Source organism: Peptoniphilus sp. HMSC062D09, assembly GCF_001811425.1.
In the GTDB taxonomy this organism is placed as follows: Bacteria; Bacillota; Clostridia; order Tissierellales; family Peptoniphilaceae; genus Peptoniphilus_A.
The window spans coordinates 98,525-112,195 of record NZ_KV804703.1 but is presented as its reverse complement, the minus strand read 5'-3'; the positions used below and the strand labels follow the sequence as shown (position 1 = coordinate 112,195).

The following is a 13,671-nucleotide window of genomic DNA, read 5'->3' as shown; positions in this document are numbered from 1 at the left end:
GTAAATAGTAATTCAAAAATCTCGATATTCAAATAAATATAGAGCTTGGCAATATTATCTCCAAAGTAAAATATTTAATATACTAAAACAAATTATTATTATAAACTTTAATTTAGAAATATATTCTATTTACCTGACTACAATCCAACTGCCATCCCTCTTTGATCCAATTCTTTCTATCATTTTCTTTTCTTGCAAAGATTTAAATGCTCTTTCGATAGTTCTCTTTGTTACGCCTATTTTTTCCGAAAGTTCAATTGATGTTAAGTTTGGATTTTCTATCAAAAGTTCTATCACTCTCTTTTCAGTCTTGTTCAAACCGACATTCAAACCGACATTCAAACCGACATTTTTATTGTCTATTTGAGCAATTACTTCTTGCTCAAAAGGAATAGTGCATCTAATATAGTTGCTTTCAATTTCAAAAACGTCCTTCCCATATTTTTCTACAATGGTTGGAATTCCATGTCCGGTGTGTTCAGTTAGTCCCATATTTAGAAATATCCTCATCAATGTTGCGTTTCTCGGCTTACTTATTCCATCAAAAAATTGCTCTTTTGTCATTCCACTTGGAAGTCCGCCATGTGATAATATATCGAGTCTATCATTAAACATTGAAATCTGTGGTTCAGTGATTGTCCAATCGTTATGAACTAAAGCATTTAAAATTGCTTCATTTACACAGTCAAAATCAAATAAATAGGTGTCTTTTCTTGGTCTTACTGTCGTATCAGAAATACATATATTTTCAGCCTGCAATCTGTTTTTTATTTTTTCATAAGTAGTTAATATGCATCCATAACCATAGTCGCTTCTTTCAGATATAGAAGCTTTATTTGTTCCTTGAAATTTCACAAAAATAAATGGAATATTATTTTTATCGGATAATAGTTCTGCTAATAAATTATATTCTCCGGCTTCATTCCTTAAATTTAAATTTGTTTCAAAAGATTTATCTTCCAAATGATAATTTTTTTCTGAGTAATATATCTTAAGTTCCCTAAACGATAAATTTGATGAATTTGATTTTTTCTTAAGCATGTATTCATTATCTATAAATTTTTTCTCATATCGAATTTTTATCTGTTCAGGTGTCATCTCTTTACAGGTTGTTCCAATTCGTATTGTGCAACCAGTAGAAGAGAATCCATATTTCTTTTGACAATAAATATGATGATGCCCTTTATTTATGTTAATTACTACTAGAGTTTTTCCTTCATCAAATTTTAGTTCTGAACTGATTTCGTCTTGTGGGTTCGGTTCTATTTTAGTTGTTATAATATCAGATATTTTTCTAAGAATTTCATCAACTTTGTCAACACCAACTACAACACCATCATCTTTTACTCCGATAATAATTGATCCTCCTGCACCATTAAGGAAGGATACTATTTCCTTTGTAATCGTATCTGTGTATTTTTCTTTTAATTCAATTGTTTCTGATTCAATATATCGGCTCATTGCAGTCCTCCTCAATTATAATTATTATATCATATTTGCGACAATACTAGAATTCAAACCGACATTTTATTGTCGCGTTTAATTGTACAATCTATCAAATAAAAAAGACCATAACACTTAAGTTATGATCTAATTTTTTGTCCTCATGTAAACCACTTGGAACTATTATTTTAATTATTCTTTTTTACTTCCAGTACCATATGAGTACCAGTAGCCATTTTTCATTCTCTTTATAGCTTGTAATTAAGCCATTTTAGAAAATTTTGCTACTACCGAAAATCGCAGTTTCACTGCTCTCCGCGCTCTGCGCTATTTTTTGCTACTACTCCCATTCAATGGTAGCTGGGGGTTTGGATGTTATGTCATATACTATTCTATTTATGTGGTCTACTTCGTTTACTATTCTATTGGAAACTCTGTCCAAGATTTCCCATGGGATTCTTGTGAAGTCTGCTGTCATAAAGTCTGTTGTTGACACTGCACGAAGGGCAAGGGTATAGTCGTAGGTTCTGAAGTCGCCCATTACGCCAACTGACCTGTTATTTGTTAGGACTGCAAAGTATTGGTTTATGTCTTCTAGTTTTGCGGCTTCTAATTCGTCTCTAAAGATTTTGTCTGCGTCACGAAGTATGTCTAGTTTTTCTTTTGTGATTTCGCCCATTACTCTTATGGCAAGTCCTGGTCCAGGGAAGGGTTGTCTATCTACTAAATAGTCTGCAAGGCCAAGTTCTCGTCCAAGGTCACGAACTTCGTCTTTAAATAACATTCTTAGTGGCTCAATTATTTCTTTGAAGTCTACAAAGTCAGGTAGTCCACCTACATTGTGGTGAGATTTTATTACTGCTGAGTCGCCTAGTCCTGATTCGATTACGTCAGGATAAATTGTTCCTTGTGCCAAGAAGTCCACTGCTTTTATTTTTTGTCCTTCTTCTTCAAAGACTCTTATAAATTCTTCGCCAATTATTTTTCTCTTTCTTTCTGGGTCTGTCACGCCAGAAAGTTTTTCTAAAAATCTTTTTTCTGCGTCAACTCTTATGAAGTGCATGCCTGAATCTTTAAAGGCTTCTTCTACTTCGTCGCCTTCATTTTTTCTCATTAGTCCATGGTCTACAAAGATGCAAGTTAAGTGATCGCCCACTGCTTTTGATAAAAGGGCTGCTGTTACTGATGAGTCAACTCCACCTGATAGTGCAAGAAGGACTTTTCCGTCTCCAACTTTTTCTCTTATTTCTTTTATTGCCTTCTTGGCATAATTTTCCATAGTCCAGTCTTTTTTTGCACCACAAATATTTACTGCAAAGTTTTCTAACATTTCTTTGCCGTGAACTGAATGGTTTACTTCTGGGTGAAATTGTAGGGCGTAAAGTTTTTTCTCTTCATTTGCCATGGCTGCTACAGGGCAGTTTTTGCTATGAGCTATTACTTCAAAGCCTTCTGGCACTTTTTCTACTCTATCTACATGACTCATCCAAACTGTTTCTTTTTCTGATAGGTTTTTAAATATTTCTGCTGCTTCTGTTTTTATTTCTGTCTTTCCAAATTCTCTTTCCTTTGGTGCGTTTACTACCTCTCCACCAAGCTCGTGAGCCATGATTTGCATGCCGTAGCAAAGTCCAAGGATTGGTATATTTTTGTCGAAAATTTCTTTTTCGATTTTTGGTGCACTTTCTTCATAGACTGAATTTGGTCCACCTGTAAATATTATTCCTTCTACATTATTTCTATTTTCTAATTCTTTTAAGGCCTTGTTGTATGGTACAACTTCGCAATAGATGTTAAGATCTCTTATTCTTCTTGCTATTAACTGATTGTATTGGCCGCCAAAGTCAACTACTAATATCATATTAACCTCCTCGTCATTAACTACATTTTATAATAAAATTTTTATTTTGTATAGCTAAGTAAGCTTTAAATTCAATTTAAATTAAGTATTTAAGCTAATTATATTGACATTAAATATTTCTAACAATATAATTTATAGAGGTAAAGATTAATTTGTTTTTATTGTAAATTATGCCATTTAATGATAGAATGTAACGTCAGGTAAAAGGAGTGGTAAAATGGGTTTAATGGAAAAGATTTTTGGTACCTACAGTGAAAGGGAACTAAAAAAAATCGAGCCCCTTGTAAATAAAGTTATGAGCCTTGAAGGCGAAATGGAAAAGCTTTCAGATGCTGAACTAAAAGAAAAAACAGAAGAATTTAAGAATAGACTTAATAATGGTGAAACTACAGACGATATACTTCCAGAAGCTTTTGCTGTTGTAAGAGAAGCTGCATGGAGAGTGCTTGGTATGAAGCACTTTAGAGTTCAAGTAATCGGTGGTATTATTCTTCACCAAGGTAGAATTGCTGAAATGAAAACTGGTGAAGGTAAGACACTTGTTGCTACACTTCCAGCTTACTTAAATGCTCTTGAAGGCAAGGGCACACATATTGTTACAGTCAACGATTATTTGGCAAGCCGTGATAGGGACTGGATGGGAAAGGTTTATGAATTCTTGGGACTTAGCGTTGGATGTATTATCCATGACATGGACCAAGATGAAAGAAAGGCTGCCTACAATTCTGACATCACTTATGGAACAAATAATGAATTTGGCTTCGACTACCTAAGAGATAACATGGTTATCTACAAGGAAGAAATGGTACAAAGAGGACTTCACTTCTGTATTGTCGACGAAGTTGACTCAATTTTAATTGATGAAGCGAGAACACCTCTTATTATTTCTGGTCAAGGCGATGAATCAGTTGACTTATACGTTAGAGCAAGAGACTTTGTAAATACTCTTTCTCACAGAATCAAGAGCCAAGACGAAATTGACCTTGAAAGATTTAACAGAGAATTTGAAGAAGAAACTGTTGATTATGTAATAAATGAAAAGGATAAGACAGCAACACTTACTGATAAGGGTATTGAAAAGGCTGAAAAATATTTTGGCATAGAAAACTTATCAGACGCATCAAACATGGAATTATCTCACCACATTAACCAAGCCCTAAAGGCTGCTGGAACAATGCACAAGGATATTGACTATGTTATTAAAGATGGCGAAATTATTATAGTTGATGAATTTACAGGTCGTCTAATGTATGGTAGAAGATACTCTGAAGGACTTCACCAAGCTATTGAAGCTAAAGAAGGACTAGAAGTAAGAGCTGAATCAAAAACTCTTGCTACAATTACCTTCCAAAACTACTTTAGAATGTACGACAAACTTTCTGGTATGACAGGTACTGCCATGACAGAAGAAGGCGAATTTAGAGACATCTATAACATTGACGTTGTTGAAATCCCTACAAACAAACCTGTAATAAGAGAAGACGACAACGACCACATCTACATCAATGAAGATGCAAAATTTAAGGCTGTAACAAGAGAAATAGCTGAAGCACATGAAAAGGGACAACCAGTCCTAGTTGGTACAATTTCCATTGACAAGTCAGAAACACTTTCAAAATATTTGAAGCGTGCAGGAATTAAGCACAATGTCTTGAACGCCAAAAAGCACGAACAAGAATCTGAAATAGTTGCCCAAGCTGGTCGTTTCGGTCAAGTAACTATTGCCACTAACATGGCTGGTCGTGGTACCGATATTGTACTTGGTGGTAACCCAGAATACCTTGCAAAGAAAGAACTTAAAAAGCAAGGCATGGAAGATGAAATGCTGGAATATGCAGACTCATACTTTAAGACAGAGGACCCAGAAATAATAAAGGCAAGGGAAGATTATCAAGCTCTTGTTAAAAAATTCAAAGAAGAAACTGACAAGGAAGCTGAAGAAGTTAAAAAAGTAGGCGGACTTAGAATAATTGGTACAGAAAGACATGAGTCAAGGCGTATTGACAACCAATTGCGTGGTCGTTCAGGTCGTCAAGGAGACCCAGGTTTCTCAAGATTTTATATATCAGCAGATGACGATTTAATTAGACTATTTGCTGGCGACAGATTTAAAGAAACAATGGAAAAAATTGATTCACCAGAAGACGAACCAGTTGAAGCAAAAATTTTGACAAGACTAATAGAATCAGCTCAAAGAAAAGTAGAAGGCAACAACTTTAGTATTCGTAAGAATGTCCTAAAATATGACGATGTTATGAATAAACAAAGAGAAGTAATCTATGCTGAAAGAAGAAGAGTACTTGAAGGTGAAAACCTAAAAGATGACATTACAGCAATGAGAAATGATGTAATCGACAAGACTATAGACTTCTACAACAAGCTTGATGACAACAACCAAAACTATTTAGACTTTGAATCAATTAGAAGCTTTGGAATAAATACTTTTGACTTCTCAGAAGATTTCTTAAAGGGACTTGAAAATCCAACAGTTGATTCATTAAAAGCATATTTTATAGAACTTGCTGACGAAAAATATAAGGAAAAAGAAGAAGACTTTGGCGACGAAAAATTCAGAGAAATCGAAAGAGTTGCTTTACTTCAAAATGTTGACCAAAAGTGGATGGACCACATTGACGCCATGGATCAACTTAGAAAGGGAATTGGACTTCGTGCAGTGGGACAAACTGACCCAGTAAGAGCTTACGCAGAAGAAGGCTTTGATATGTTCGAAGAAATGAACGAATCAATCAAAGAAGACACAGTAAAGATGCTTTACCATGTAATCAATCCTGAAAGAGTAAAGAGAGTTAGAGTCGCAAAAGAAGTAGAAACAGTAAATCCCGATGACGGAAAGAAAAAACCTTATGTGAGAAAAGAAAAAAAGGTTGGAAGAAATGATCCATGTCCATGCGGAAGTGGAAAAAAATATAAAAACTGTCACGGAAAATTTGAATAATATTTAATTGAATTTTGAATAAAATAATTAACTCTGGTAGTACTTAAAGTCTGCCAGAGTTTTTTATGGACAAAATTTTTTATATTTTTAGAAAAAAATTCTTCTGTAAAGTTAGTGAGTTTTTGACTTTATTGTGATAACTTATTGACAAAAAGTGCTCGATATTATAAAATGTTTTCACAAATAAATATTAACTGCTTCATTTTGCATGAGCTATTACAGTAGATCAAAACGTGATTTGAGACCCAGTGAATAAAGTAAGCTTTATTTTGCTGGGCTTTTTTATTTATTTGGACTTATATTTATTTATGGCTCTAAGATGAAAAAGTTAAAGGAGGTAAAAAATGAAAATAACAGAAGTGAAGTTGGGGATAATATCTGTGCCACTAAGAGTGCCTTTTAAGACAGCCTTAAGGTCAGTAAATAGTGTAGAAGATATAATAGTGGAGATACATACAGATACAGGTCATGTGGGATATGGTGAAGCGCCACCAACAGGAGCGATAACAGGAGAAACTCAAGGTTCAATAATTGGTGCCTTTAAAGACCACATAATAAAGACAATAGTGGGAAGAGATGTAGACGATTTTGAAGACTTGATGAAGGACTTAAATGCTTGCATAGTAAAAAACACAAGTGCAAAAGCAGCTTGCGACATGGCACTTTGGGATTTATACGGGCAGCTTCACAAGATTCCTGTCTACAAACTAATGGGAGGCTCAAGGAAACAAATAACCACAGACATTACAATTTCAGTAAATGACCCAGAAGAAATGGCAAGAGATGCCATAGATGCAGTAAAAAGAAAATATGACACCCTAAAAGTCAAAGTAGGAATAGACACAAGCCTTGATGTAAAAAGACTTGAAGCAATAAGAAATGCTGTAGGAAAAGATGTGAGGATAAGAATAGATGCCAACCAAGCATGGTCACCTAAAGAAGCAGTTAGGATCTTAGACTCAATGCAAGAAAAACAACTTGACATAGAATTAGTAGAACAGCCAGTAAAGGCACATGACTACCAAGGACTAAAATATGTAACAGACCACTCAATAGTACCAGTCTTGGCAGACGAAAGCGTATTTTCACCAGAAGATGCCATGACAATACTAAACATGAAAGCAGCAGACTTAATTAACATAAAACTAATGAAGTGCGGAGGACTTTATAACGCACTAAAAATAGTTAGCATGGCAGAACTATGTGGAGTAGAATGCATGATAGGTTGCATGCTTGAAGCAAAGATATCAGTAAACGCAGCAGTACATCTAGCTTGTGCAAAGCAGATAATAACAAAGGTAGACTTAGACGGACCAGTCCTTTGCCTAGAAGACCCAATAGAAGGTGGAGCAGTCTTTAAAGAAAAAGACGTCACAGTATCAGATGACATAGGACTAGGAATAAAAACAGTAGCGGGAATAAAATATCTAGATCTATAAAAAGCTAAAAGCAATAACTATATAAAATAAAAAATGAAAGGAGAAAATTATGGTAATAACAAATGGATTTACTTATATAGCATTTTTAATGTTTATAGCAGGAGCACTTCTTGCCTTAGAAAAATACACAAAATGGAAAATATTTAACGTAGTGCCACCACTAGTATTTATCTATGTATTAAACATGATCTTCTGTACAATGGGGCTTTTCGCATCAGAAGAATGTTCCAATGCATATTCAGTCCTAAAAAATAATTTGCTCTATGCAATGATTTTCGTAATGCTATTGCGTTGTGACTTTAGAAAACTTGCAAAACTTGGCGGAAGAATGGTAGCGATCTTCTTAGGATGTTCATTTACACTATTCATAGGATTTCTAATAGGATATCCAATATTTAAAGGTGCCTTGGGAACAGACACATGGGCAGCAGTAGCAGCCTTATACGCATCATGGGTAGGAGGATCAGCAAACATGGCAGCAATGCAAGCAGCCCTACCAGTAGACGCAGGAGCCTACTCATGTGCATTGGCCCTTGACACAGTATGTTATTCACTTTGGATAGCCTTGCTACTATTAGCCGTAAGATATGCACCAAGATGGAACAAGGCAACAAAAGCAGACACATCAAAACTACAAGCAGTAGCCGATGCAGCAGCAGAAGAAGTAGCAAAGGGCAAAAAAACTGCAGACTCAGCAGATTGGATTTTCCTAATAGGACTATCACTAATAGTATCAGCCCTATCACAACTAGTGGGAGCAAAACTATCTGAAGCCTTAACAAACGCAGGCTTAGCAGTATTTGACAAAGGAACAATAACAACCTTATTCGTAACAATACTAGGACTAATCTGTGCCCTATCACCAATAGGAAAACTACCAGCAGTAGAAGAATTATCCAATGTTTATCTATACGCCGTTGTATCACTACTAGCATCAACAGCATCAGTAGTAGACCTAATCTCAGCACCAATGTGGGTAGTGTATGGAATCTTTATACTAGCAATTCACGTAATATTGATGTTTGTATTTTCAAAAATATTCCACTGGGATCTTTGCATGGTATCCACAGCATCTCTTGCTAACATTGGTGGATCAGCATCAGCGCCAATAGTAGCCTCAGCCTATGACGCATCTTACGCAGGCATAGGAGTTTTAATGGGAGTACTTGGAGCAGCAGTTGGTAACTTCTTTGGAATAGGAATGGGACAAATTTTAAAGCTATTGAGTTGAGAGACATAGAAAAGAAAGTGTTGATATGATAAACTATAATAAATTGAGAGATGCCATAAAAAATATTGTAGATGAAAGTCCAGGGTCAATATCTGTCACTTTTTGCGATTTAGATGAGGGCGAAAAATTTTCTATAAATGGAAATAAAAAATCTCCATCAGCAAGCATGATAAAGCTTCTAATAATGCTCACTATTTTTAAAAAAGTTGAATTAGGAGAAATTAATCTTAATGAAAAAATAAAACTTGAAGACGAGAACAAGGTTGATGGTTCAGGAGTGTTAAAGGAGCTTTCTTGTGAACACTTATTTTCTATCAGAGAGCTTCTGACTCTTATGATAATAATAAGCGACAACTTCGCCACAAATATCTTAATTGATAAAGTTGGCATGGATGATGTAAATAAACTAGGAAGAGAGCTTAAACTTTTAGAAACTTCTCTTGAGAGAAAGATGATGGATGTAGGCGCCAAAGAAAAGGGACATGACAACTACACTTCTTCAGAAGATGTTGCCAGCATTTTAAAAATGATTTATGAAAAATCTTTTTTAAGCGAAGAAATGTCAAGTCTTGCCATTGATATTCTCTTGAGACAACAGGAAAGGGACAGGCTGCAAAGATATTTACCAGAAGATTTAAAAATTGCAAGTAAGAGTGGCGACCTAGACAATTTGGAAAATGATGGCGGAATATTTTTTACAGAAGCAAAAAACTACATTTTAGTAGTTTTAGTAAGTGGCGCCGAGTCAAATGTGGCAGCTAAAGAAATTATAGGCAAAATCTCTCTTGAAATTTATAAAAATATTGGAGAATAAGATGAAAAACACTTTATATCTCACTGGAGAGGCAAGGACAAACTCAGACAATGCTATTACAAAAATCTATGGAGTTTTTTATTTGGCATTCGAAATTGAAGAAAATGGCGAAATTATTAATATGGATAGCAATGCAACACTTGAACTTACTCGTGGCTTTATAAGAAAAATTTTTGAGGGCAAAAATATTTCTGATGAAGATTTAATAACAGAAGAAATTTTGAAGAGATATAATGCTTCTTCCACAAAGGCAATAATTTCTGCCTATAAAGATGCCTTACAGAGATATAAAAAGTTAAAATAAAAAATTCTACCCTCTACTTTTTTGTAGAGGGTATATTTATAAGATATAGAATATTTAAATTTTTAGAAAAACTTACACAAAAAAAGAGGGAAGACCCTCTTTCTTCATTAATTACTTAAAATTATTTTGTTGACTTTATTACATGTCTTTTTCTATAAGTTTACCTGTTTCAAAGTCGTATTCGTAAGTTATGTCTTTATTTCCATTGACAACTTCAACGCTAACTACATACACACCATTGTCGAATTCAACTTCGTATTCGCCAGCTTCAAAGCCTTGACCAGCGTCCTTTAAGGCTTGGTCCATAAATTTATCAACTGCTTCAATCATTTCTAATTGGATGTCTGCTGTCTTAGCTGAAGTGTCTTCTGCTTCAAACTCGTCTTTAACAATGTCACCAGTTACTGCGTCAACTGTAACTTCGTATTCGTTTTTGGCATCATAGCCATCAACCTTGTAGTAGGATTTTCCATTTTCAACTTCAAGTTGGAAAGATTCAACTTTTGCATCAGGGTGAAGTTTTTTAAATCCGTCAAAGGCAATTCCTCTGTCTAAATTTGCAACTGCACCCTTATTTACTGCAGTTTCTTCCTTTGTCTCAGCATCAGCCATGTTTTTGTTTGCACTTTCTTCCTTTGTCTCAGCATCAGCCATGTTTTTGTTTGCATTTTTATTAACATTTTCTTCAACTTTCACTTCAGAATTTGCTGGCTCTGCTTTTTCAGTTTTTTGTCCACAAGCAGAAAGTGTCAGTGCAAGTCCGAGTCCAAGTGTTGTAATTAAAATTTTCTTATTCATTTTTCCTCCTAAATTGATAAGTTATAAATTTGTGTACTTTAATTACATACCCATAATAAATATTAAGTAAACTTTTTGTAAATAATTAAAAGAAATTTATTTTAAAATACCTTTTATATGGTATAATAAGAAAAAATAATTCCATAATAAGGGAAAACATTTTAGTAAATAGGAGAGTGGGGCTTTGGATCTTCGAAGCAATAAAAAGTCTCTTAGCAATTTGGTTTACAGAGATTTAAAAGAAAAGATTTTAAAAAATAAATTACTTCCGGGAGATAAGTTAATTGAAATGGAAATCGCTTCTAATCTTGGTGTTAGTAGGACACCAGTGAGAGAAGCCTTAAAAAAACTTGAAGAGGATGGGCTTGTTACTAGTTTTCCAAGAAAGTCCTTCATCGTTTCCAAAATTTCCGTCAAAGAGGCAAAGAATCTTTATATAGTGAGGAAATCCTTGGAGCCTCTTGCTGTTGAACTCTTGGCACAAAAGGGCCTTGGAGAGAACACTAAATATTTTCAAGATATAAATGAAGAGCTTAGGCTTGCAATTGAAAATAAGGATGAGGAATTGGCTCAAAATTTAATTATCGAATGGAATATGGCACTTGTTTCCTGTCTCAACAACGATATTTTAGTTGAAGTCATGAACATGATCAACAAAAGGCTTTACAGATTTGGTAATTTTATTTTCAGAGACAAAGAAAATTACAAAAAACATTACAACAATTTGCAAAAAGTATATAATTTGATAGAAGAAAAGAAACCAGCTGAAGCTAGAAAAGCTAGTGAAAGAACTATTGAAAATATATATATCATGTTTGAAGAACAAGCAGATTATAAAATGTTTAGAAATTAAAAAAAAAAAGCACTTGACAAGAGTGTTTTTTTTAATTATAATTATTTCTGTTGCATCGGCATTGTAAAAAATGTAAAAATTTAATAATGCGTTTGTAAATTTTGCACCTTTAGCTCAGTTGGTAGAGCAACTGACTCTTAATCAGTGGGCCTACGGTTCGAGTCCGTAAAGGTGCACCACTAAAACCTGTTAACTTTGTTAATGGGTTTATTTTTTTATTAGCTGGTTTTAATTTTACATAAATTATTATTTAGAAGATTTTTTGAAGATCTTTTTCATATATCTTTGAATTTTTTATTATTCTTTTTGTTTTTCATCATATATAGTATTATAATAAAAGAGTTGGTGATTTAATGGGAAAAAATTTGATTGGCTTTTATGACAGCGGAGTGGGTGGACTTTCTGTTTTAAAAGTTGCTTTAAATAAAATAAAAAATAAAAACTTTGCTTTTTTTGGCGATACTTTGAGGATGCCATATGGTGCAAGGACTGATGAAGAGATAAGAGATTACACCTTGGAAGCTATGGGATTCTTTAAGGACCTAGGCGTTGACCTTTCCATCATTGCTTGCAACACAGCTACTAGTCATGGGCTAAGGGAAGCAAAGACAAAATATTCTTATCCGATTATTGGTGTAGTTGAGCCAGGAAGTTTTAATGCAATTGAAAGGACTAGCAACAATAAAGTTGCCCTAGTTGCTACAAAGTCCTGCGTTGAAAGCGGGATTTACGACAAGGTCTTAAAAGACATGGACCCTTCTATTGAATTGAGATCAGTTTACTGCCCAGATTTAACTCTTGCCATTGAGAGGGGAGAGTTTGGGGAAGACCACATGGACGCCATTGTGAAGAAGTATTTAGATGAGTTTGGCGACTATGATTTTGACACCATGATCCTTGGCTGCACTCACTATCCTCTTGTGGAAGACTCCTTTAAGAGAATCTTTAAGAGACAGGGCAAAAGAGTTTTAATGGTTGACCCAGCCTACAAAACTGTCTTAGATGCCATAAATATTTTAGACCTAAGTGAAGAAGAAATGCCAAATAGAAGTATTGACTTCTACATAACTGGCGACATTGATAAGTTCCGCTACACAATGGAAAAGATTGTAGATTTAAGTGACTTCGATGTGAAATTTCACAGCGTAAAAATTGAAGATTTAGAAAAGTATAAAAAATAAGGCTCCAATCAGGAAGCCTTATTTTTGTTTAAGTCATAAATTATTTTTAAGCCAAATATTCCCAGTGCCTGATCTTCTTCCATGGCATAAATTTCATTTTCAAGAAGACCTGCCATGGCACCAGTGGTTAAAATTTTTGTATTATTTTTATTGAGGGAATAGGTCTTTATTATTTCATCAACTATTCCAAGGACAGCTTTTCTGTAGCCGAAGTAAATTCCTCTTTGAATTGCCTTTTCTGTATTCTTGCCAATTATGTCTTCTGGCTTTTTTATTTCAACTAGGGGAAGTTTTGCTGAACCCCTAACTAGTGAATCTTGGAGAAGGCTAATGCCTGGAAGGATTAATCCTCCCATAAATTCTTTTTTTGCATTGATATAGTCAATTGTGGTAACTGATGATGCAGAAATTATTATTATATTTTCTCTGTATCTTTGAGTTGCTGCCACTGCCCTTATTATTCTATCTGTGCCAACTTCTCTTGGACTTTCACATTTTATATTTAAACCAGTTTTCACTCCAGCAGAAATAACCATGGGACCCTTGCCAAGTATGTCTTTTGAAATGATATCGTAGCTTGAATTAAGTTCAGGCACAACTGATGAAAGTATGATGTCGGATATGTCAGATAAATCTATTTTTTTGTCCATGAGTATAAGTTTAATAGTTAGCTTAATTTCTTCAGTGGACCTCTTTTTGTCAGTCATTATAGAAAATTTCGTGACAAGTCTTTCATCTTCAAATATGCCAAAATTGGTATTTTTATTGTTTATATCAATTGCAAGTAACAT

11 protein-coding genes and 1 tRNA gene are annotated in these 13,671 nt (G+C 34.3%); 8 read left to right on the top strand and 4 right to left on the bottom strand.

Translation table 11 applies throughout. From position 1 onward, the window contains the following. Positions 1 to 129: 129 nt before the first annotated feature. On the bottom strand, positions 130 to 1,461 hold the full coding sequence (locus tag HMPREF2801_RS03210) for an RNA-binding domain-containing protein (RefSeq protein WP_070610523.1): 1,332 nt from the start codon (positions 1,459 to 1,461) through the stop codon (positions 130 to 132). 322 nt (positions 1,462 to 1,783) lie between these two features. Continuing rightward, positions 1,784 to 3,304, bottom strand: coding sequence for a glutamine-hydrolyzing GMP synthase (guaA, locus tag HMPREF2801_RS03205; protein ID WP_070610522.1), 1,521 nt, complete (start codon positions 3,302 to 3,304; stop codon positions 1,784 to 1,786). Between the two features lie 217 nt (positions 3,305 to 3,521). On the opposite strand from guaA, the gene secA reads away from it, so the two are divergent. The 5 genes from secA (at position 3,522) to HMPREF2801_RS03180 (ending at position 10,048) form a co-directional block, all read left to right on the top strand. Beyond that, positions 3,522 to 6,260 (top strand): preprotein translocase subunit SecA, encoded by a 2,739-nt coding sequence (gene secA, locus HMPREF2801_RS03200; protein ID WP_070610521.1) that lies wholly within the window; start codon positions 3,522 to 3,524, stop codon positions 6,258 to 6,260. Between the two features lie 344 nt (positions 6,261 to 6,604). Further along, the gene (locus HMPREF2801_RS03195) at positions 6,605 to 7,699 is read left to right on the top strand and encodes a dipeptide epimerase (RefSeq protein ID WP_070610520.1); all 1,095 of its coding nucleotides are present in this window, start codon (positions 6,605 to 6,607) and stop codon (positions 7,697 to 7,699) included. A 49-nt stretch (positions 7,700 to 7,748) separates the two neighbouring features. Further along, entirely contained in the window at positions 7,749 to 8,930 is a 1,182-nt protein-coding gene (locus tag HMPREF2801_RS03190) for a DUF819 family protein (protein WP_070610519.1), read from the top strand. A 25-nt stretch (positions 8,931 to 8,955) separates the two neighbouring features. Then, positions 8,956 to 9,744: a serine hydrolase gene (locus HMPREF2801_RS03185; RefSeq protein WP_070610518.1), complete on the top strand. Its 789-nt coding sequence runs from the start codon at positions 8,956 to 8,958 to the stop codon at positions 9,742 to 9,744. Position 9,745: 1 nt separating this feature from the next. Beyond that, complete coding sequence (locus HMPREF2801_RS03180) at positions 9,746 to 10,048, top strand: DUF3870 domain-containing protein (RefSeq protein WP_070610517.1); 303 nt, start codon at positions 9,746 to 9,748, stop codon at positions 10,046 to 10,048. Between the two features lie 138 nt (positions 10,049 to 10,186). On the opposite strand, the gene HMPREF2801_RS03175 is transcribed toward HMPREF2801_RS03180, so the two are convergent. Next, positions 10,187 to 10,846 carry a PepSY domain-containing protein gene (locus HMPREF2801_RS03175; protein ID WP_070610516.1) on the bottom strand — a complete coding sequence of 220 codons (660 nt, stop codon included), beginning with the start codon at positions 10,844 to 10,846 and terminating at the stop codon, positions 10,187 to 10,189. 184 nt (positions 10,847 to 11,030) lie between these two features. Here HMPREF2801_RS03175 and HMPREF2801_RS03170 point away from each other — a divergent pair, with 184 nt between their 5' ends. From HMPREF2801_RS03170 to murI, 3 genes are all read left to right on the top strand, one after another. After that, the gene (locus tag HMPREF2801_RS03170) at positions 11,031 to 11,699 is read left to right on the top strand and encodes a GntR family transcriptional regulator (RefSeq protein WP_070610515.1); all 669 of its coding nucleotides are present in this window, start codon (positions 11,031 to 11,033) and stop codon (positions 11,697 to 11,699) included. 103 nt (positions 11,700 to 11,802) lie between these two features. Beyond that, positions 11,803 to 11,878: transfer RNA gene (locus HMPREF2801_RS03165), tRNA-Lys, on the top strand. Between the two features lie 174 nt (positions 11,879 to 12,052). After that, on the top strand, positions 12,053 to 12,880 hold the full coding sequence (gene murI / locus HMPREF2801_RS03160; RefSeq protein ID WP_070610514.1) for a glutamate racemase: 828 nt from the start codon (positions 12,053 to 12,055) through the stop codon (positions 12,878 to 12,880). 8 nt (positions 12,881 to 12,888) lie between these two features. On the opposite strand, the gene HMPREF2801_RS03155 is transcribed toward murI, so the two are convergent. Continuing rightward, positions 12,889 to 13,671 (bottom strand): type III pantothenate kinase, encoded by a 783-nt coding sequence (locus HMPREF2801_RS03155; RefSeq protein ID WP_070610513.1) that lies wholly within the window; start codon positions 13,669 to 13,671, stop codon positions 12,889 to 12,891.